Here is a 21,145-nt window from a genome sequence, read left to right on the forward strand (position 1 = left end):
ATGCAAGCATGGCAACGTTATATGCAAAATGATATTATGACGAGTAATCCGATTAAAAATACAATTTTTATCTATGAAAGATGTATTGTAGAGTTTCGTAATTTAGAAGAGCTTTTACATACTTTTAAACTACAAGAAGGAGACGCGCTTCTTGAAAAGTTAGAACGTATTTTTGAAGAATTAAAGCTTCAATTGAACCCTGAAATTACGAAAGACTTATATGATAGTCTTTATGGTTTATACGATTGGATTAGTATTCAAATTCAGACGATGAAAGTAACGCGTGAAGCAAAAGACATGGATGCGATTGTGAAAGTGTTACAAGATTTAATAGACGGTTACCGCGGAGCACTTGAAAATGAACAATGATATTTATCGGACGTTTGTCGGCTGTTTTAATGAAATCGGTGAATTGCAAGTGTCAGATGGAGAGTTTGCTGAGAAGAGTGAGATGTTAAATCGCTGGATGATGACATTGGATGAAGAAACGCGTGCGCAAGTTGCAGCAGAAGTAAGTCCATTCATTATTAAGGCAGCGCAGCATATTCGAGATAAGCAAAAGATTTTGGAAGAAATGATTATGACAAATGATGGACGAATGAAAGCTAATTCATTTTACGGTAAATATTAATAATACAGTTTACAAATGGATTTCCCCTTTTTAAAGGGGATCCATTCCTTTGTTTAAGTAAATAGTTCCGCTGATTGAGGTTTCATTTTATGACTGTAATGAAAAAATAGTAGTAATCTAAATAATATAAAAATGAACTTTAATGTGTAGTTCATATATGAAAATAGTTCACGGATCACTGTCTGTATACAGTTTTTTGTATTCTTTTTTATATTTTTGTATTTTTCTAAAGACAACAATGGAAAAATGGAATAAAATATGTAAGGGTACATAATAGTTAATATTTTAATAAATACATATAATAAAATAAATAATGAAGTGAAACTTCCATCAGTGGATCATTAAGGTAGAAAAGGAAGGGTGTGGAATATGCCAGATTTAGTGAGTGATGTAAGCCATTATATGAACTATTTAGTAACGAAACGAAATACTGTTTCTAGTAATATTGCAAATGCGAATACACCTGGCTATAAAGCACAAGATGTAACATTTGCTGAGCAGATGAGTAAGAGCAGTGCGTTATATAAGAACAATGCGGCTGATTTAAAGAGCAATCCAGATTTATATCAAACGAATGAAATGCACTTACCGACAGTAAATATGAAAAATACGTATGCAAAGATTCAAACGAAATCAATGCAAAAGAATCAAGATGGAAATAGTGTGGATGTAACGACAGAAATGCTAGATTTAATGAAAGCAAATCAGTTATACGGTATTTCAATTAATGCAATTAATACACAATACGCAATTAACCAAGCGGCACGTGGACGTTAAAGGTAGAAGGAGAGACAACGATGTTTCAGGCAATGAATGCAAGTGGCTCAGGACTAACGACAGCGAGAAAGTGGATGGAAGTTACTTCAAACAATATTGTAAATGCGAATACGACAGCCGCTCCGGGGGCAGATTTATATGAGCGTCGTAGTGTGGTGCTAGAATCAAATAATAGTTTTGCAAGTATGTTAGACGGGGCTCCTACTAACGGAGTGAAAATAAAAAGTATTGAAGCAGACAAAACGGAAAACTTAGTGTATGATCCGACGCATCCGCATGCAAATGAAGAAGGATATGTACGTTATCCAAATATTGATGTAACTGCTGAAATGACGAATGTTATGGTTGCTCAAAAAATGTATGAAGCAAATACAAGTGTATTAAATGCGAACAAAAAAATGCTCGATAAAGATTTAGAAATTGGACGAGGATAAGGGGGAAGATAGGGATATGAAAATTCAACCAATGTTACATACACAGCCATTTGGAGCAATTCAGTCAATTGGTGCACCGAAAACTTCGGAAACTTCTGTAGCTCCGGGAAAAAAGTTTATTGATTTATTGGAAGATATGAATCAAACGCAAAATAATGCGCAAACAGCAGTATATGATTTATTAACAAAAGGGGTAGGAGAAACACATGACGTTTTAATTCAGCAAAAAAAAGCTGAATCTCAAATGAAAACGGCTGCTCTCGTACGTGATAATCTTATTGAAAATTATAAGTCACTAATTAATATGCAAATTTAGGAAAGTGGACGGGTGTGTTTAAATGGAAAAGATAAAAAATGTTATCCAATCGTTAAAAACGTGGCATAAGTTAGTAATCGGTGCTGCGCTTTTAGCGGTTGTAACAGGAGCACTTTTATACTTCACCTTGCCAGATAAATATGTTGTTGTATATCAAAATTTAAATGATGCAGATAAGCAAGAGATTACAGCAGAATTATCGAAGTTAGGTGTCGATTACCAATTAGCGGCCGATGGTTCAATTCGTGTGCAAAAGAATGATGCTCCATGGGTTCGAAAAGAAATGAATGGAATGGGCTTACCGTTTAATTCTAAGAGCGGCGAGGAAATATTATTAGAAAGCTCGCTCGGGTCAAGTGAGCAAGATAAAAAAATGAAGCAAATTGTCGGTACGAAAAAACAATTGGAGCAAGATATTGTACGAAATTTTGCGACGGTTGAAACGGCAAATGTTCAAATTACATTACCTGAAAAAGAAACAATTTTTGATGAAGAAAAAGCAAAGGGAACAGCGGCGATTACTGTTGGTGTGAAGCGTGGACAATTATTAACAGCTGATCAAGTTGCTGGTATACAGCAAATGATTAGTGCGGCAGTTCCTGGCGTGAAAGCAGAAGAAGTAAGTGTTATTGATAGTAAAAAAGGTATCATCTCAAAAGGAGCAGATGAAGCGCACTCTAACAGTTCCTCTTCTTATGAAAAAGAAGTAGAGATGCAGCATCAAATTGAAGGTAAATTAAAGCAAGATATTGACGCAACGTTAATGACGATGTTTAAGTCAAATGAATATAAAGTGAATACGAAAGTTTCTGTAAACTACGATGAGGTTACACGTCAATCAGAAAAATATGGTGATAAAGGTGTGCTTCGTAGTAAACAAGAGCAAGAGGAAAGCTCTACTGCACAAGAAGGAGCAGATACGAAGCAAGGTGCTGGTATTACAGCGAACGGTGACGTGCCAAACTACGGTACGAACAATAATCAAAACGGTAAAGTTGTCTATGATAATAAAAATGGTAACAAAATTGAAAACTATGAAATAGATAAAACAGTTGAAACAATTAAGAAACATCCAGAATTAACGAAAACAAATGTTGTTGTATGGGTAGATAATGATACGTTAGTAAAACGAAAAATTGATATGACGACTTTCAAAGAAGCGATTGGCACAGCAGCTGGGCTTCAAGTTGATCCGAATGGAAACTTTACAAACGGTCAAGTTAACGTTGTAACTGTTCAGTTCGACCAGCCGAAAGTTGAAAAAGAGAAAGAGCCGGAAAAAAGTGGTATGAACTGGTGGTTATTCGGTGGAATTACAGCTGGCTTGTTAGCACTAATTGGTCTAGTATGGTTCTTCTTAGCAAGACGTAAGAAAAAGAGAGAAGAAGAGGAATATGAAGAATACTTAGCCGAAGAGGAAATTGCCGCAAGTAATGAAAGTATTCTGGAAATTCCTGAAGAAAAAATAGTGCCAGAGCCAACACCGGAACCAGAAGGACCGAAAGAACCAACGTTAGATGATCAAGTGCAGGAAGCTACGAAAGAACATGTAGAAGGTACTGCAAAAGTAATTAAAAAATGGTTAAACGGACAGTAAGGGAGGAACAACGATGTTAGATGAAATCTCCTCCAAAGAAAAAGCTGCCATCCTCATTCGTACATTAGACGAAGGGGTGGCAGCAAAAGTCATTGAATATATGACAGCTGAGGAAAAAGAAGTATTACTTCGTGAAATTGCGAAGTTTCGTGTATATAAACCAGAAACGTTAGAAAATGTGCTAGGGGAGTTCTTATATGAATTAAATGTAAAAGAATTAAACTTAGTCACTCCAGATAAAGAGTACATTCGTCGCATATTTAAAAACATGCCCGAAGACGAGCTGGAAAAATTATTGGAAGATCTTTGGTATAACAAAGATAATCCGTTTGAGTTCTTAAATTCACTTACAGATTTAGAACCACTTCTTACAGTGCTCAATGATGAATCACCACAGACGATTGCGATAATTGCTTCTTACATTAAACCGCAACTTGCTTCTCAATTAATTGAGAGATTGCCAGATCATAAACGAGTAGAGACGGTAATGGGTATTGCAAAACTAGAACAAGTTGATGGTGAATTAATTAATCAAATTGGTGAGTTGTTAAAAGCGAAATTAAATAATATGGCATTTAGTGCAATTAATAAAACAGATGGCTTGAAAACGATCGTGAACATTTTAAATAATGTTTCACGAGGTGTTGAAAAAACAGTCTTTCAAAAGCTGGATGAAGTCGATTATGAGTTATCTGAGAAAATTAAAGAAAATATGTTTGTCTTTGAAGATTTACTTGGTCTTGAAGATCTTGCGCTTCGCCGTGTATTGGAAGAAATTTCAGATAACGGTGTTCTTGCGAAAGCACTTAAAATTGCAAAAGAAGAAATTAAAGAGAAATTATTTACATGTATGTCTTCAAACCGTAAAGAGATGATTCTAGAAGAATTAGATGGCTTAGGACCGCTTAAGATGACGGATGCTGAAAAAGCGCAGCAAACGATTACAGGTACAGTTAAAAAGCTAGAAAAAGAAGGAAGAATTATCGTTCAAAGAGGTGAAGGGGATGTCCTTATTTAAAAACAGAATTCCGAAGAATTCTGTTTCTTTTTCTGAAGAAACGTATGAATTACAATTTCCAAAACCAGCTTCAGTCCAAATAGAAGAGGAAGAATTACAAGCTGATCATGCAGAGCTTCGCGCCCAGCAAGAATCATTACATATGGAAATGAATCAGTTAAGACAAGGGCAGCAAATGCTAGAACGAGAGCGTCAGCAGCTAGTACAAGATAAAGAACAATTTCAAATGCATATTCATGAACAAATGGAACAGATGGAAGTAGCACGTATGCAGTTTCAAAAAGAACAACAGGAAACAGCATACGAATGGACAGAGTTATTGTGGGATCAATCTTTTCATCTAGCAGAAAAAATCGTAAACCAAGCGGTAGATTCGCGATTACTTGATGTGTTACCAATTTTAACTGGCATCGTTCAAACGTTGCCTACTTCATTTGAAAAATTAATAATAACAGTACATCCAGAAACGTTTGAACGTATTCAAGAAGAGAAGGAAAATACGAAAGAGTATTGGTTACTACAATTAGTAGAATGGAAATATGATTTCTCCCTGCAGTTCGGTGAATTTGTTTTGGAGGAAGAGAAAGAGTTTTTTGAATTTAAATTTGCACCTATATTTGCGAAGCTTCGTCAGAAATGGGAAGAAGAGAAGTTGTTTGAGGAGCAAAATGTATGAACAACAAGCTCATAAATGAACAGAATAAGTGGAATACGTTTATCGACACACCGTTTTATACGAAAATTGGTAAAGTTCATAGTGTACAAGAACAGTTTTTCGTAGCGAAAGGACCGAAAGCAAAAATTGGCGATGTTTGTTTCGTTGGAGAACATAATGTTTTATGTGAAGTAATTGCGATTGAAAAAGAGAATAATATGTTACTCCCATTTGGACAGACAGAAAAAGTATGTTACGGGGATTCAGTTACATTAATTGCAGAAGATGTTGTTGTACCTCGTGGTGATCATTTACTTGGAAAGGTGTTAAGTGCGAATGGTGAAGTGTTAAATGAGAACGCTGAAAACATTCCACTACAGAAAATAAAATTAGATGCCCCCCCTATTCATGCATTTGAGCGTGAAGAGATTACTGATGTATTTGAAACGGGAATAAAATCAATTGATTCTATGCTAACAATTGGTATCGGTCAAAAGATTGGTATTTTCGCTGGATCAGGTGTTGGTAAATCTACTTTACTTGGAATGATTGCAAAAAATGCAAAAGCTGATATTAACGTTATTAGTTTAGTAGGAGAACGTGGCCGAGAAGTAAAAGACTTTATTCGAAAAGAATTAGGCGAGGAAGGTATGAGGAAAAGCGTTGTTGTTGTAGCGACGTCAGATGAAAGCCATCTGATGCAACTTCGCGCGGCAAAGCTTGCCACATCCATTGCTGAATATTTCCGTGATCAAGGCAATAACGTACTACTCATGATGGATTCAGTTACTCGTTTTGCTGATGCGCGCCGAAGTGTTGATATTGCAGTGAAAGAGTTACCGATTGGTGGTAAAACACTGTTAATGGAAAGTTATATGAAGAAGTTGTTAGAGCGATCTGGTAAAACACAAAAAGGATCTATAACAGGTATTTATACCGTACTCGTTGATGGAGACGATTTAAACGGTCCTGTACCAGATTTAGCACGTGGTATTTTAGATGGACATATTGTATTAAAGCGTGAGCTTGCTACGCTTAGTCATTATCCTGCCATTTCAGTGTTAGATTCAGTAAGTAGGATTATGGAAGAAATTGTGTCGCCTAACCATTGGCAACTTGCAAATGAAATGAGAAAAATCTTATCTATTTATAAAGAAAATGAATTGTACTTTAAATTAGGGACGATTCAAGAAAATGAAGAAAATGCTTATATTTTTGAATGTAAAAATAAAGTAGAAGATATAAATACGTTTTTAAAGCAAGGTCGATCGGATAGTTTCCAATTTGATGATATCGTTCAAGCGATACACCATATAGTATAAGGCCTCTACTAAAGGGGTCTTATTTTTTTGTTTTTTAATATTTCACAGATTTTTTTGGAAAAAAACTATATAATAGAAAAAGAGAGCGTTATAATAGGAAGGGGCTATGAAAACAGGTGGATAAACAGCAGTACGACACGATAAAATTGCAAATAAATCAAGAAAAAGAACATATTTTAAAAGAAGTGTACGAACTAACAGCTGAAAAAAGAAAAATAGAACAAAAAAAAGAATATGATTTATACGTTGTGAAATCACGTAGCAAAGTCGTACAAACTGGTCAACGTATTATGGCTGGCATGCTTTCTTCACATACGTTTTCACCTGAAAGAATAGAAGAATGGAATCGAAAAATTAAAAAAACAGAAGGTTTTATTCAAAAAAATGAAAGCCTTTTAGAGCAAGTAAAAGAAAAAGAACGTGTCATTGATGAAATGTATCAAGAAGATTGTAAGAAGCTTGCAAAAGTGCAAGAAAAGCTAGAAGAAAAAATGCTTCTTGATTTAAAAATGTGTATGAATGGATGAGGTGAATGTAGTGATACAGTCTGTATTACCGGTGCAACAAAGTTTACCTCCGCAAAAAGAAAAAGGGCTAGAAATACAATCGAAAAATGAAAATTCTTCATTTGATCGTACGTTGAGAATGGAAAATAAACAGCAGCCGAAAACGGAGAAAACGAAACGAGAAGAAGCACCAAAAGAAGAGAAAAAAGAATATAATCTTTCTAAACCATCGGTAACGAAAGAAGAACCAAGTGTAAAGAAAGAAGAAAAAAAAGAGACAGAACAGTTGTTATTAGCTGTATCTGAGCAAATGGTTGCAATTGAGCAATTACGTGTGCAACCAGAATTGTTATATCAATACATACAAAAAATACAAGAGCTGTATAAAGAATATGGAAATATAAAACTTAACGAATTACCCGCAGGTGAATTACAACAATTACAAGAGCTCCTTTCAAATATGAATATTAAAAATGCTATATGTTTAGAAGATACAATGCAAATGGTGTTAGACAAAGTGAAGATGCCAGAGCAAATGATGCAGGCTTTGAAAGTTGTAGAGACAGAAACTTGTAATATTGCAAAAAAACAAGAAGAGTCTAAAGATGTAGATCTTCTGAAATCAGAGAGCGATGATGTGAAGGTAGAGTTGCCAGAAGTCGATTCGTTAAGTGATTCGAGTTCCACGGGTGCGGAGTTATTAAATAAAGCGACGAGTACTGATCAAATCGGAAAATCAAATAGTGGCGCTGAGAAGGTTACATTACCTGACTTAGGAAAGAAAATGGAAGCGCAAGTAGAAGCATTGCAAAAATTTGTAGTGAAACAAGAACGTGTTTTATTCCAGCTAAATCCAGAAAAATTTGGAACGTTAACTGTATTTATGAAAAAGCATGGCGACCAAATTGATGTGCATGTAGAAATGGAAAAACACGATGCAAAAAAACGTGTTGAAATCATTTTTGATGAATTGAGGCTAAAGCTAAAAGAAAAAGAAATTAATATTCAAATTAGCTATTCGGATAAAGATGAAAACCGTAAAGAACAGCGAGAACAAGAACAAAGACAAAAGCAGAAATTAGCAAGTACGCAACATGAGAAACAACAATCAAAAGAATTTGCGGGATTATTGGAGGAATAAAGCGTGCCAACAGTTGGGTTAAATACAACGAGTACAAATCATATTCCGTTACAAGCAGGAGCGCAAGCAAAAAACGCATCTGTGAATGGTGTACAATCGCCAGTTCAACAAACAAACGGAGTTTCAGCAGGAGCACAAAAGACTCCTGGGGTAATGGGGAAAGATGACTTCCTAAAATTGTTTTTATCAAGTTTCCAACATCAAGATCCATTTAATGCAATGGATATGAATCAAATGATGAACCAGACAGCGCAGTTATCTCTTATGGAGCAAGTGCAAAATATGACAAAAGCAGTTGACTCTTTAAGAACGACGATGTATTCGACAGCGCTTGATGGCGGTATGAAGTTTTTAGGGAAGTACGTAAGAGGTGTTGACGGCGACGGAAACAAAGTAACTGGTCAAGTAGAGACGGTTCGCCTTGCAGAGAATAATGATGTACAGCTCATTATTAATAATAAAGTCGTATCTCTTCGTTTCGTTGAGAGAGTGTCTGATAAACCGATTGGAGAAACGAATCCAGAGGATGTCAAGAAAGAAGAGCAAAAAACAACTGAAGAAGTAAAAACTACAAATTCATGAGGAGTGTCCATACGTTATGATTAAAGCGTTATATACAAGTATTACAGGAATGAATGCAACACAAAATGCATTAAGTGTAACTTCAAATAATATTGCTAATGCACAAACAGTTGGTTATAAAAAACAAAAAGCAATGTTTGATGATTTACTATATAACAATTCGATTGGTGCAAAAGGTGACGGTAAATACGCAGGAACGAATCCGAAAAGTATTGGTAACGGTGTGAAAATGAGTGGTACGGTTACAGATTATAGTGATGGTACAATTACGTTAACTGGTGGTAAAACACAAGCAGCAATGGAAGGTAATGGTTTTTTCGTTGTAGGTGATTCAAAAGGCGGAAATATGGAATTTACTCGTAAAGGTACGTTTGGGATATCCTCAGATTACTATATTACGAATACTGAAGGTCAATATGTATTTGCATATCCTGCAAATGAAGCAACTGGTGAAGTTGATTTATCTGGAATCCCAGGACCGTTGCAAATTCCAATGGGAACAGCAATTGGTGGTATTCGAACATCGAAAGGGACAATTAAAGGGAATATTCCAACTGGTGAAAAACAAATTACACAAGATTTACCTGTATATGATAATGCGGGGAATACATGGACAATGCGTGTAGAGTTTAAACAAACGAGCGAACATAATTATACATATAAAGTACAGATGCGTAATGACTCGAAAAAAGAAACAGAGTTTAAGGATGTTCAAGGTGCAGGTGGTAATATGACATTTGATGCTGTTGGAAATCCTAATCCGAAAGAGCAAAGAGCCAATATTCCATTTGATGGCGGCTCTATAAATTTAGACTTAAGTCATTTAACAAACCATCCAACAGATAAAACATTATCAGTAACAGACGTAGATGGTAGAGCAGCAGCGACGGTTAAAGATTGCTTCATTGCTGACGGTGGATATGTAATGGTAAAATATTCTGATGGAAGTATGAAATCTGCTGGCCAATTAGCTGTTGCGATGTTCCCGAACGAAGGCGGTCTAATGAAAACAGGTAATGGTAACTATACAGCGACGAATACAACAGGTATTTTAGCACTTGGTGCATCTGGTCAAAACGGTGCAGGTAAAGTACGTGGTGGCGCGCAAGAAGGGGCCAACGTAGATTTATCTGTTGAGTTCGTTGACTTAATGCTGTATCAACGTGGATTCCAAGGAAATGCGAAAGTAATTAAAGTGTCAGATGAAGTATTAAATGAAGTTGTAAACTTAATTCGATAATATATTATAAAGAAAACTTGTAATGTAGTAGAAAGGGTTTTTTATTCGTATGACAAGACAAGAGCGAGTTTTACAATTGCCTTTTTTCGAAAATAAACGTGAACTTGCCGAGCAAGTGCTAAAAATGGAACGAGAAGAGCATGTATATTTACCGGATCAATTTGAAATTAAGCAAGTGCCTCCGTATTCATTTGGTGAAAAGGAAGCCATCATTGGCCGTATTCATGAGTTTTATTTCGTAAGTGTTGGTAGTGATGGAGTTTGGAAGTATCAACTGTTTAAGGACGAGATGAAGTGCCGTGAGTTTTTTGTTACGTTATCAGGGATAACGGATCAGCAAATTGCGTTTTGGTTCAATAATATCGAGTTACTTAAAAGCTCTTAAAAGCCCTTTTAATGGTTTGAGAGATGTGGTAGGGTTTAGGTGCTTATAAGGGTGCTCGAACGTTGTGGAAACAGCGGTATGAAGTGTTACCAAGGTAGTTTAATAAGAGATAAGCGAATTGTAGTATAGTATGGATAACAACTATGGTTCTGAGGGGCTTGTAGTTGTAAGAGTAGTGCTATGGAGAGGTACTGTGATGGTTGGTTGGAGATAAGATAATTGTCTCATAGCAAACCAGTGCCTTTTGGATAGTTTGTGGGGATACATTTTTATAAAAGGAGAGGTGAGGAGGATGGCGCAGAATAAGTATCGCGTTACATTCATTTCGCCAAGTGAGGTTGAGCAGCGGACTGTAATGGCGGCGAGTAGTTTGCCAGATTTAATTCGTAAAGTAGAGAGTATTATCGCAGATCCGAACGGTTATTTTGTGAATGATAAAAAAAATAATTGCTATTTTAAAGTAATTAAAGAAAATGTTGCGTTTATTCAATACGAGCTACTATTTTCGGATAAGGAAATTCATATTGAAAAATTAAAACATATAGCGCCGGCTATATTAAAACAATTATTTAAAAAAATAAACGATCCAGAACTATATGCACTCGCGTTACTTGATGTTGATATAGCGACGAAACAATATGTACTCGAAGAAATGAATCAAGAGTTAAGAATGAGAGTAGAAACGGAACTTTCAAAAAAATGGGAAGCAATGCCGACAGAAATTGTAGGGGCACAAGAAGTGTTATTAGAGGCACTTGCTTCATTTATACAAGATTAAGCGTAAATAAATTGTTCGACTATCTATATTTTTCATATAGGTAGTTGACTTTTTCTCTTTTATAAAGATTAATAATTAAATATACGGAATTAATGGAAGGGGAGCGACACCTTTATGTCACAAGCACAAAGTATTTTATTAGAAAGTGGAACAAATGAATTAGAGATTGTCACATATACTGTTGGTGAAAATCTATTTAGTATCAATGTAATGAAAGTACGTGAAATCATTAATCCATTCCCTGTTACAACTGTGCCAGAATCTCATCATGCAGTTGAAGGTGTTGTTCAAGTACGTGGTGAAATTTTACCTGTTATTAACTTAGCAACGGCTCTTAATTTAAAATCAACAAAGCCACTTGATCAAACGAAATTCATCATCTCAGAATTAAACCAAATGAAAGTTATTTTCCGCGTTGACGAAGTACATCGTATTCAACGTATTTCATGGGAACAAATTGATGAACCAGCTTCCTTATCAATGGGACTAGAAGAAACGACATCTGGCATTGTAAAACTAGATGGGAAAATTATTTTACTATTAGACTATGAAAAAATTGTATGTGAAATTAGCGGTACTGGTTATGACAATAAATCACTTTCAGGCTTAGAACAAAAAACAGATCGTGCTGAAAAAGTTATTTATATTGCAGAAGATTCAGCAATGCTTCGCCAAATACTAGAAGAAACTTTATCATCAGCTGGATATACGAAAATGAACTTCTTCAGCAATGGTGCGGAAGCATTAGCACAAATTGAAAAATTAGCGAAAGAGCAAGGGGAAAAAATGTTTGAACACATTCACTTGCTAATTACTGATATTGAAATGCCAAAAATGGATGGACATCATTTAACGAAAGTGGTTAAGGATGGTGAAATAATGAATCGTTTACCGGTCATTATTTTCTCTTCATTAATTACAAATGAATTATTCCATAAAGGTGAAGCTGTAGGAGCAAATGCTCAAGTAAGTAAGCCAGATATTCAAGAGTTAATTGGTTTAGTTGATAAGTTAGTGTTGTAAAAGAGTTTTAAAAAGCGTTTTTTTTGCTGGAATAGAACCTCTAGCGAAGTTTGGAAGCGGTCAGTGCCTAATAGAGCTCTGTACGATGTAAGACCAAAGATATGGAGTGGTTTCAAGTAAGCAGGAGAAGAGAGCTTTCGACTAAGGGTTGGAAACTTTCTTCTATTAGTGGGGAAAAAGGAACTAGCCATGTATAGTAGTACTGGCTAGTTCCTTTTTAGTATTCTATACGCTGTACAGGTAGAAGGAGTATTTGTGGTTGTAAGAATCGTCTCTATTTCGAGATTTTCAATTGGTTTAATTAATAAGTAACGTTTTTTTGTTTAAAAATATAAGAGAACATATTTTGGTTTATGTTAGTAATATTTCGTGGTAGCGCAAACTTTTTCGGTGAAAATATATTAAAAATACCATATAATATAATTATATGTAATTAATATGTATAATTGCATATTAATTAAAAAATACTCTTTCTTTTTTACACTTTCCATACGTTTTTGTATGTTAATTATTTGACAGACAATTTCGAAATGTTATAATATGGATATGTAAAAATTGCTATTTCTTAAAAGACATGGGAGTCAGATGAGAATTGTGAAAGGATGAGGGGGAGTGGCACAGATTATGTATCACCACACAGCAATCAATGTATTAAAACTTTTACAAAACATGTCAAATAATAAAATGAATGATATGAAATTAGAAACGGAATTTAAAAAAATAGAGAAACAATTCCGAGTGGAGTATGAAGAGTTAGTCGATTTATATAATAGAATGGTTTTATTCCAAATAGATATAGAAAAACATGGCGGTATGCGAGCTTATGAAAAATCAACAATTACATGGCTGAAGTCTGAGCTAGAGTTACTGTATGAAGTGTATCAATTTTGTCAACGTCACGGTTTAAACATTTTAAATATTTCAAAATACGTTAGTAAAAATGAACTAAATCTTTTTCCGAAAACAGAAAGTCAATTGCAAAATACGTATTATAAATTGAAAAAACGTGAAATACCGTTTGAAAATATTGAAAAACAAAAACCAGGACGAAAGCGAAAATATACACCCGTAAAAGAACAAATCGTTGAAATGAAAAAAGAAAACAAGCAAGAAGTAAGAAAAGAAGTTCAAAATACAGAGAATGAAAAAAGTCTTGTAACAGTTATATCTGGTATCGTTGATAATTTTGAAACAATTAGTCAATGTAGTGAAAGAAAAGAAGATGAACTCCATCAGTTTATGGAAGGCATTTATAAGCTTTCAAGCATGGCTGCTGGGCGTTCGGAAAATGAAAAGGATGTACGTGGTCTTGAAAGCGAATTGCATGTATTACGAGCTGAAAATGAAAGACTAAAGCGAGAAAAGGAAGAGCTTGTTCATGATATAAAAGAAATGACGCATCATTTAATTCATTTCATTACGAGCTCTGATATCGATCAAATTCGCACATTGCCTTACTTCGTAAAAGAATGTAAACAAGATTTGCATAAATTAGGGTTATATAACGCACAAGACGGGAAAATGAAAATTATGGTTGATCGTAGTGGACAAGTTATGACTGTAACACAGTAATAAAATTTGGGTACAAAATAAAAGGGAGATACATAGTTTATATGTATTTCCCTTTTGTTTTGTGTGGAATCGTTTCAAAGAGGGAAGACAAATTTTTAAGATTGTAGTAATTTAGAAACCATTTGCGGAATTTGATTAGCCTGTGAAACCATACTGAGCGCAACTTTAGTTAATAATTTAAACTTTAAAAAATCGCTCATTTCCTGCGCCATATCCGCGTCTTCAATTCGAGAAGAAGCATCTGTTAGGGCCATACTTTGACTATTTAAATTTTCAATATTAAAGTGTAAACGATTTATCATAGCCCCAAGATCAGCACGATGAAGTGATACATTTTGCAAGGCTTCTTCAATTTTACGAATTGCCGTTCTTGCTTCTTGTTCTGTTGAAATCTTGATGTCATGTTGTGTAGGGGAAGGGGGAATATGTTTCGTTAGATTTACTGTATGACCGATATCGTCTAATGTAACAGGACGGTTTTGGTCGCCAAATACGGGCAAATTATTAAACTCAGTTGTCTCACCAATATAGCTAATTTGCTCTGTTAAAGATTGAAACTCTTTATTTAGTGAATCACGGTTTTTATTTGAATTTGTACCGTTCGCAGATTGAACAGCTAAATCACGCATACGCTGCAAAATATTCGTAACAGTTTGAAGGGCAGCTTCTGCTGTGCGAAGCATCGATAGCGTATTTTCATTATTACGAATTGCCACGCGCATACCACTTGCTCTCGCATGCATACGAGTCACAATCGCAACATTAGCGGGATTATCGGAAGCGTTATTCAACTTCTTACCAGTCGTCAAATGCTCCATCGCAACATTCATACGTTTCTCATTCTCATACAACGACTGCCTAGCATTCATACTCAAAACATTCGTACCAATACGCATAATAGACACTCCTTATAGATTGATATAGTTGGTATCTTTTAATCTAATAAACAGTTATGGAAGGATAGAGGGGCTTATGCTTACTTACTGTTTGTGTTTTAACATAAGAGGGGATCAAGATAAGCACTGACCGCTTCTAAGCATCGGGGATACTCTCTTCCACATAAAAAAGAAAGTTTTATAAAAAATCTATCTATATAGAAAAAATAAACCTCTCCGCAAGCAGAGAGGTTTATTCAGGAAACTAACTCAAATGGCTTATTGTAATAATTTAGAAACCATTTGTGGCGTTTGGTTTGCTTGAGAAAGCATGCTGATACCAGCTTCGTTCAAGATTTTGAACTTAGTCATTTCAGACATTTCTTTCGCCATGTCAGCGTCTTCGATTTGAGAAGCAGCTGAAGCCATAGAAGAAGATTGGCTCTTCAGGTTGTTTACGTTAAAGTCAAGACGGTTTAATGTAGCACCTAGAGTTGCACGGTTTGAAGCGATTGTATCTAATGCAGCATCAATTGATTTAATTGCTTCAGAAGCGTTTGGTGAAGCTTTTGTAATATCACCAGCTGCAGGTGCAGTATAAGCAGTTCCGATTGCCTTAGCTTTTGTAAGATCTGGAGTAGCATCAGCTTCGAAAGCTGTAATTGCATCCGTAACAGATTTAATTTGTGCATCACTCATTAAGTTTTTGTCAGCTTTAGCAAATGCTGTTTTAAAGTCAGCAACTGCTGAATTAATTGCTGCTGCAGCTGGAGTACCAGTTAACCCAGCTAATGCTGTTTTAGCAGTACCTACAGCATCAATATTTGTTTTATCTTTAGCAATATCTGCTGCTGTAAGTGTGATTGTTTTATTACCAGTTCCTTCAATAGATAACTTATCAATATTTAAAGCTGAAGTAGATGAATCAGCTAGATTAATATTGATTTGTTTCGTTGTATCAGCGTTATCTAGAGTTTGGATAGCAATAGATTTGTTATCGCCATTTAATAATTTCTTATCGTTAAACTCTGTGTTTTTAGAAATGTAATCAATTTGTTCTTTTAATGCAGAAAATTCTTTATCTAATGCTTTTTGGTTATCACTAGTGTTCGTACCGTTTGCAGATTGGTTAGCGATGTCACGCATACGAAGTAAGATGTTAGATACAGAGTTTAAAGCAGAGTCAGCTGTACGGATTAAAGACATGCCGTCTTGTGTGTTGTTAGCTGCTACTCCTAAACCGTTTTCACGTGCACGCATACGAGTTGCGATTGCAAGACCTGCTGCATCGTCAGAAGCGTTGTTGATACGTTTACCACTTGATAAACGGTCCATAGCGTTGCTCATTTTTGTTTGGTTTTGGCGCATGTACTCTTGAGTACGCATGCTGTTAATGTTTGTATTAATTCTCATGTTAAGAAACCCCCATTTTTTTATATTGACTTTTCTGCAAATTGAAAAACGGTAATATGCGAAAAAATCAATTTCGAGATTTATTGTAATCCTTGCTACAACGGGTGTCAACTAAAAATTCGAATTAATAAATATAAAAAAATAACAGTTTAACAATATATTCATTTTTTTATTACATAATTATTAAAAGGATTATTGCAAACTTTAAAAAAAAACTCTAATATTAGATTATCTTTGTTTACCGAAAAGGTGATATTATGGTAATTGGAAATATAGTAAAAGAAGTGCTTGCATATAAAAAAGGACAAATTCAGCAAAAGCTAAGTAGTCCACAAGCATTCGTTAGTAGTCGTTTTCAAGAGAAGTTGCAGAGTGAACCTGCGAAGGAGACGAAGGGTACTACGCAACCGGCAAATATAGAAGAGATGAGTCAGCCGGTACAATCTACGAAAATAGAAACGGTTGTTACTAAACCGGAACAATCTATTCATAAAGTAGAGGAAGCGAGTAAGCCTGAGGAAAAGGCTGAAACGAAGAAAGCAGATGAAGTGCAAGTCGCGCAAAAAGAGTTTGAACGACGTTTCCCAGAAACGAAAAATGAGGCTGTTGATACGTGGGGATTAACGAAGAAGTATAATATTCAAAAAATACGTTCTTCCAATGAAGGGAAGTATGAGGATATTATTGATCGCGTAAGTCGTACATACGGAATTCCGAAAACGTTAATTCAAAAAATGATTGAAGTAGAATCTGATTTTAATCCGAAAACGGTGTCACATGCAGGTGCGATGGGGCTTATGCAGCTTATGCCAGCGAATGTGAAAGAGATGGGTATAAAAAATCCATTTTCACCAGCTGAAAGTATTGAGGGCGGCGTGAAAGAGTTAAGCGGTTATTTAAAGAAAAATAACGGTGACTTAGTATTGGCGCTTGCTTCTTATAATGCTGGTCCTGGTAATGTGAGAAAGTACGGAGGCGTACCACCGTTTAAAGAAACGCAAGGATATATTAAAAAAATATTAAATATCGACGTTTCAAAATAAGAAATTTCATATATAGAGAGAACATGAAATTTTCGTGAACATGATATGGGAGTTGGCTAGATTTGAAATTACAAGATGATATTCCGTTAACAATCTATTTTGAAATCGGAAATACGAAAAAGAAAATTGAAGATCTGCTTCATATTACGAAAGGTACATTGTATCGTCTTGAAAATTCAACGAAAAATACGGTGCGTCTTATGCTTGAGAATGAAGAGATTGGAACCGGAAAGATTTTGACGAAGAATGGGAAGATGTACGTTGAAATCGTTGAATTGAAAAGGTAGGGAAGGGGATTGTCATGAGTGGCGAAAAATTAAGCCAAGAGCAAATTGATGCCCTGCTGAAGGCGGTAAATGAAGGCGAGGAAATGCCAGCTTTTGCACAAGAAGCAGGGAAGCAAGAGAAATTTCAAGAGTATGATTTTAATAGACCAGAGAAGTTCGGTGTGGAGCATTTACGTAGTTTGCAAGCGATTGCTTCTACGTTTGGAAAACAGACGTCACAGACGTTGTCAGCGCGTATGCGTATTCCGATTGAGCTAGAGCCTTCAACAGTTGAGCAAGTTCCATTTACGAGTGAGTATGTGGAGAAAATGCCGAAAGATTATTATTTATATTGCGTAATTGATCTCGGTTTACCAGAGCTTGGAGAAATTGTTATTGAGATTGATTTAGCATTTGTTATTTATATTCATGAATGTTGGCTTGGTGGGGATAGTAAGCGTAACTTTACGATGCGCAGACCGCTAACGGCGTTTGAGTTTTTAACGCTTGATAATATATTCTTGCTTCTTTGTAAAAATTTAGAGCAATCATTTGAAAGTGTTGTTGCGATTGAACCGAAGTTTGTAACGACGGAGACAGATCCGAATGCATTAAAGATTACGACAGCGAGCGATATAATTTCATTACTGAACGTAAATATGAAAACAGATTTTTGGAATACGACGGTGCGTATCGGGATTCCGTTCTTATCTGTTGAAGAAATTATGGATAAATTAACGTCTGAAAATATTGTCGAACATTCTTCAGATAAACGTAAAAAGTATACGTCTGAAGTGGAAGTGAAAGTAAATCAAGTGTACAAACCTGTTCATGTTGCGATTGGTGAGCAGAAAATGACAATGAGTGACATTGAACAAATTGAAGAAGGCGATATTATTCCGCTTCATACGAAAGTTTCGGATGAATTACTTGGTTATGTAGATGGAAAGCATAAATTTAATTGTTTTATTGGGAAAGATGGAACGCGTAAGGCGCTCCTATTTAAAAGTTTTGTAGAGTAGGAGGATCCATATGAAGCATGAAGTATCTCCTGTGTCCTTAATGGGATTAGAAGATTTTGCGGGAAAACGAAATGAAATGAGTAAAGCACATATAGATACTGTTTCAGATATTTCGATTGAACTTGGTGTAAAGCTTGGGAAGTCATCTATTACGCTCGGTGATGTGAAGCAGTTAAAAGTTGGCGATGTTCTTGAAGTAGAGAAAAACTTAGGACATAAAGTAGATGTGTATTTAAGTAATATGAAGGTCGGCATCGGTGAAGCAATCGTAATGGACGAGAAGTTCGGCATTATTATTTCTGAAATTGAAGCTGATAAGAAGCAAGCTGCGCTTATGAAGGCGCAAAGTCAAATGCAAGATAAAGAGTAGAGGAGGAGTCATATGTCGTATATGACGACCTTATTTCAAGTCGTTTTACTGTTTGGTGCACTCGGTTACGGTGCATATTATATGACGAAAAAGACGCGCAAACAGCAGTTTTTTAAGCAAGGTGAAAATGGCCATATTCAAGTAAAAGACGGTGTATATTTAAATCATCAAACGAGTGCTTTTTTATTTGAAGTGGATGGCAAGCAAGTATTCACTGTTATTAGTAATAACGGTGTGCAGTCTGTGCAATTAACAGGAACAGGAAATCAGTTTCAACAAGCGCTAGAAGACGCGGTGAAGAGTGAAACGAAAAAAGTAGAGGATCCATCATGAGAATAAAGAAACAGTTATCAGTATTAGCCGTTATTTTCGTATTTTCTATCGTTTTTTCAATTATTTTTGTAAATCCAGCGTATGCAGCCCCGAACGGTTTTATTAATTTCGAAAATGGAAAAGAGTTTACGAGTAATTCAAGTGTACAGTTATTTGCACTCGTTACCCTTCTATCATTATCTTCTTCTATCGTTCTTTTATTTACGCATTTTACTTATTTTATGATCGTTCTTGGAATAACTCGTCAAGGACTTGGGGTAATGAACTTACCACCAAACCAAGTGCTTGTTGGACTTGCTTTGTTTTTATCACTATTTACGATGCAACCGGTGCTAGGTCAGTTAAAGAGTGATGTGTGGGATCCGATGACGAAAGAACAAATAACAGTAAGTCAAGCTGCGGAGACGACAGCTCCGATTATGAAAGATTATATGGCGAAACATACATATAAGCATGATTTAAAAATGATGCTGAAAGTACGCGGTGAAGAGTTGCCGAAAGATTTGAAAGATCTTTCATTATTTACGCTCGTACCATCCTTTACGTTAACGCAAATTCAAAAAGGATTATTAACGGGGATGTTCATTTATTTAGCGTTTGTATTTATAGATTTGATTATTAGTACACTTTTAATGTACCTCGGGATGATGATGGTACCGCCGATGATTTTAAGTTTACCGTTTAAAATACTCGTTTTCGTATATTTAGGTGGATATACAAAAATCGTCGATATAATGTTTAAAACGGTCGCCTGAAGCGTTTGATGCTATGTGATAGGAGTCATATAAATGAATACGTCACCAATTATAGATATTTTTCAAACCTTTTTTTATAAAGGGGTTATGATTTTAATGCCGGTTGCCGGTGTAAGTATGATTGTCGTTATTATCATCGCTGTCATTATGGCGATGATGCAAATTCAAGAGCAAACGTTGACGTTTTTACCGAAAATGGCGAGTATTGTACTCGTTATTATCATTTTAGGTCCGTGGATGTTTCAAGAGTTAACGACGCTTATTTTAGATTTATTTGATAAAATTCCATCGCTATTGCGTTCGTACTAAGATAGGTGAACTGAAATGAATATGGAATTATGGGCGGCGACGTTTTTTGCGTTTTGCCGTATTACTTCATTTTTATATTTTTTACCTTTCTTTTCAGGACGGTCGATTCCTGCAATGGCAAAGGTTACATTTGGACTTGGTCTTTCGATTACAGTGGCCGATCAAGTTGATGTCTCTCACATAAAGACAGTTTGGGACGTCGCAGCTTATGCAGCAACGCAAATTGTAATTGGATTATCCCTTGCAAAAATTGTAGAAATGCTGTGGAACATTCCGAAAATGGCCGGACATATTTTAGACTTTGATATCGGTTTATCACAGGCAAGTTTGTTTGATGTAAACGCAGGGTCGCAGTCTACTTTACTATCAACAATTTTCGATATATTTTTTCTCATTATTTTTATTTCACTTGGCGGCATTAACTATTTCGTTGCCACGATTTTAAAGTCGTTTCAATATACAGAGGCGATTTCAAAATTGTTGACGACTAGTTTTTTAGATAGTCTACTCGCAACGTTATTATTTGCGATTACATCAGCGGTCGAAATTGCTTTACCGCTTATGGGAAGCTTATTCATTATTAATTTCGTCCTAATTTTAATCGCAAAAAATGCACCGCAATTAAATATTTTTATGAATGCATTCGTCATTAAAATTACATGTGGTATTTTATTTATTGCAATGAGCGTACCAATGCTCGGTTATGTGTTTAAAAATATGACAGATGTATTACTGGAAGAGTATACGACACTATTTAACTTTTTCTTAACGAAGTAGGGGGA

General features: G+C 35.5%; 27 protein-coding genes. 25 read left to right on the forward strand and 2 right to left on the reverse strand.

The window, feature by feature from the left end:
• From MHH42_RS08240 to MHH42_RS08320, 17 genes are all read left to right on the forward strand, one after another.
• Positions 1-369, forward strand: a complete 369-nt coding sequence (locus tag MHH42_RS08240; RefSeq protein WP_001149518.1) for a flagellar export chaperone FliS — start codon at positions 1-3, stop codon at positions 367-369.
• Positions 359-631, forward strand: a complete 273-nt coding sequence (locus tag MHH42_RS08245; RefSeq protein ID WP_001058081.1) for a hypothetical protein — start codon at positions 359-361, stop codon at positions 629-631. Before MHH42_RS08240 ends, MHH42_RS08245 begins: the two co-directional genes overlap by 11 nt.
• A gap of 369 nt (positions 632-1,000) precedes the next feature.
• Entirely contained in the window at positions 1,001-1,408 is a 408-nt protein-coding gene (gene flgB / locus MHH42_RS08250) for a flagellar basal body rod protein FlgB (RefSeq protein WP_001113112.1), read from the forward strand.
• A gap of 20 nt (positions 1,409-1,428) precedes the next feature.
• Positions 1,429-1,842 (forward strand): flagellar basal body rod protein FlgC, encoded by a 414-nt coding sequence (gene flgC / locus MHH42_RS08255; protein ID WP_000484909.1) that lies wholly within the window; start codon positions 1,429-1,431, stop codon positions 1,840-1,842.
• Between the two features lie 16 nt (positions 1,843-1,858).
• Positions 1,859-2,158: a flagellar hook-basal body complex protein FliE gene (gene fliE / locus MHH42_RS08260; protein WP_000701668.1), complete on the forward strand. Its 300-nt coding sequence runs from the start codon at positions 1,859-1,861 to the stop codon at positions 2,156-2,158.
• Positions 2,159-2,180: 22 nt separating this feature from the next.
• Positions 2,181-3,755, forward strand: coding sequence for a flagellar M-ring protein FliF C-terminal domain-containing protein (locus MHH42_RS08265; protein WP_000411360.1), 1,575 nt, complete (start codon positions 2,181-2,183; stop codon positions 3,753-3,755).
• Positions 3,756-3,768: 13 nt separating this feature from the next.
• Positions 3,769-4,773 carry a flagellar motor switch protein FliG gene (fliG, locus tag MHH42_RS08270; protein WP_000883355.1) on the forward strand — a complete coding sequence of 335 codons (1,005 nt, stop codon included), beginning with the start codon at positions 3,769-3,771 and terminating at the stop codon, positions 4,771-4,773.
• Positions 4,760-5,449: a FliH/SctL family protein gene (locus MHH42_RS08275; RefSeq protein ID WP_000051701.1), complete on the forward strand. Its 690-nt coding sequence runs from the start codon at positions 4,760-4,762 to the stop codon at positions 5,447-5,449. The genes fliG and MHH42_RS08275 overlap by 14 nt, the downstream gene beginning before the upstream one ends.
• Positions 5,446-6,750, forward strand: coding sequence for a flagellar protein export ATPase FliI (fliI, locus tag MHH42_RS08280; RefSeq protein WP_001060540.1), 1,305 nt, complete (start codon positions 5,446-5,448; stop codon positions 6,748-6,750). The genes MHH42_RS08275 and fliI overlap by 4 nt, the downstream gene beginning before the upstream one ends.
• A gap of 116 nt (positions 6,751-6,866) precedes the next feature.
• On the forward strand, positions 6,867-7,277 hold the full coding sequence (locus MHH42_RS08285; RefSeq protein WP_000360857.1) for a hypothetical protein: 411 nt from the start codon (positions 6,867-6,869) through the stop codon (positions 7,275-7,277).
• Positions 7,278-7,287: 10 nt separating this feature from the next.
• Positions 7,288-8,397 carry a flagellar hook-length control protein FliK gene (locus MHH42_RS08290; RefSeq protein ID WP_000616448.1) on the forward strand — a complete coding sequence of 370 codons (1,110 nt, stop codon included), beginning with the start codon at positions 7,288-7,290 and terminating at the stop codon, positions 8,395-8,397.
• Positions 8,398-8,400: 3 nt separating this feature from the next.
• Positions 8,401-8,979: a flagellar hook assembly protein FlgD gene (locus tag MHH42_RS08295; protein WP_001143458.1), complete on the forward strand. Its 579-nt coding sequence runs from the start codon at positions 8,401-8,403 to the stop codon at positions 8,977-8,979.
• A 16-nt stretch (positions 8,980-8,995) separates the two neighbouring features.
• A complete protein-coding gene (locus MHH42_RS08300; protein WP_000588325.1) occupies positions 8,996-10,219 on the forward strand; it encodes a flagellar hook protein FlgE in 1,224 nt (407 codons plus the stop codon).
• 49 nt (positions 10,220-10,268) lie between these two features.
• Positions 10,269-10,604, forward strand: coding sequence for a DUF3964 family protein (locus MHH42_RS08305; protein ID WP_000198189.1), 336 nt, complete (start codon positions 10,269-10,271; stop codon positions 10,602-10,604).
• A 292-nt stretch (positions 10,605-10,896) separates the two neighbouring features.
• Positions 10,897-11,382 (forward strand): hypothetical protein, encoded by a 486-nt coding sequence (locus MHH42_RS08310; RefSeq protein ID WP_000068315.1) that lies wholly within the window; start codon positions 10,897-10,899, stop codon positions 11,380-11,382.
• 114 nt (positions 11,383-11,496) lie between these two features.
• Positions 11,497-12,405 (forward strand): chemotaxis protein, encoded by a 909-nt coding sequence (locus MHH42_RS08315; RefSeq protein WP_000075949.1) that lies wholly within the window; start codon positions 11,497-11,499, stop codon positions 12,403-12,405.
• Between the two features lie 624 nt (positions 12,406-13,029).
• Positions 13,030-13,977: a DNA-binding domain-containing protein gene (locus MHH42_RS08320; RefSeq protein ID WP_000274704.1), complete on the forward strand. Its 948-nt coding sequence runs from the start codon at positions 13,030-13,032 to the stop codon at positions 13,975-13,977.
• Positions 13,978-14,072: 95 nt separating this feature from the next.
• Here the strand turns inward: MHH42_RS08320 and MHH42_RS08325 are convergent, their stop codons facing one another.
• Entirely contained in the window at positions 14,073-14,873 is an 801-nt protein-coding gene (locus MHH42_RS08325; protein ID WP_070172955.1) for a flagellin N-terminal helical domain-containing protein, read from the reverse strand.
• A 258-nt stretch (positions 14,874-15,131) separates the two neighbouring features.
• Positions 15,132-16,265 carry a flagellin N-terminal helical domain-containing protein gene (locus tag MHH42_RS08330; RefSeq protein ID WP_070172956.1) on the reverse strand — a complete coding sequence of 378 codons (1,134 nt, stop codon included), beginning with the start codon at positions 16,263-16,265 and terminating at the stop codon, positions 15,132-15,134.
• 257 nt (positions 16,266-16,522) lie between these two features.
• Between MHH42_RS08330 and MHH42_RS08335 the strand changes: the two genes are divergently transcribed.
• The 8 genes from MHH42_RS08335 (at position 16,523) to MHH42_RS08370 (ending at position 21,140) form a co-directional block, all read left to right on the forward strand.
• On the forward strand, positions 16,523-17,308 hold the full coding sequence (locus tag MHH42_RS08335) for a lytic transglycosylase domain-containing protein (RefSeq protein WP_000234457.1): 786 nt from the start codon (positions 16,523-16,525) through the stop codon (positions 17,306-17,308).
• Positions 17,309-17,370: 62 nt separating this feature from the next.
• Positions 17,371-17,595, forward strand: coding sequence for a flagellar motor switch protein FliN (locus MHH42_RS08340; protein WP_000775712.1), 225 nt, complete (start codon positions 17,371-17,373; stop codon positions 17,593-17,595).
• Between the two features lie 14 nt (positions 17,596-17,609).
• Positions 17,610-18,596 (forward strand): flagellar motor switch protein FliM, encoded by a 987-nt coding sequence (fliM, locus tag MHH42_RS08345; RefSeq protein WP_000012359.1) that lies wholly within the window; start codon positions 17,610-17,612, stop codon positions 18,594-18,596.
• Between the two features lie 10 nt (positions 18,597-18,606).
• On the forward strand, positions 18,607-18,966 hold the full coding sequence (gene fliN / locus MHH42_RS08350; RefSeq protein WP_000680015.1) for a flagellar motor switch protein FliN: 360 nt from the start codon (positions 18,607-18,609) through the stop codon (positions 18,964-18,966).
• Positions 18,967-18,978: 12 nt separating this feature from the next.
• Entirely contained in the window at positions 18,979-19,299 is a 321-nt protein-coding gene (locus MHH42_RS08355) for a hypothetical protein (RefSeq protein ID WP_000121176.1), read from the forward strand.
• Positions 19,296-20,054 (forward strand): flagellar type III secretion system pore protein FliP, encoded by a 759-nt coding sequence (locus MHH42_RS08360; protein ID WP_001220591.1) that lies wholly within the window; start codon positions 19,296-19,298, stop codon positions 20,052-20,054. Before MHH42_RS08355 ends, MHH42_RS08360 begins: the two co-directional genes overlap by 4 nt.
• 33 nt (positions 20,055-20,087) lie before the next feature.
• On the forward strand, positions 20,088-20,363 hold the full coding sequence (locus tag MHH42_RS08365; protein WP_001098085.1) for a flagellar biosynthetic protein FliQ: 276 nt from the start codon (positions 20,088-20,090) through the stop codon (positions 20,361-20,363).
• 15 nt (positions 20,364-20,378) lie between these two features.
• A complete protein-coding gene (locus tag MHH42_RS08370) occupies positions 20,379-21,140 on the forward strand; it encodes a flagellar biosynthetic protein FliR (protein WP_001055699.1) in 762 nt (253 codons plus the stop codon).
• Positions 21,141-21,145: the final 5 nt, after the last annotated feature.

The sequence above is a fragment of the Bacillus sp. FSL L8-0099 genome, assembly GCF_038006385.1.
GTDB lineage: Bacteria > Bacillota > Bacilli > Bacillales > Bacillaceae_G > Bacillus_A > Bacillus_A toyonensis.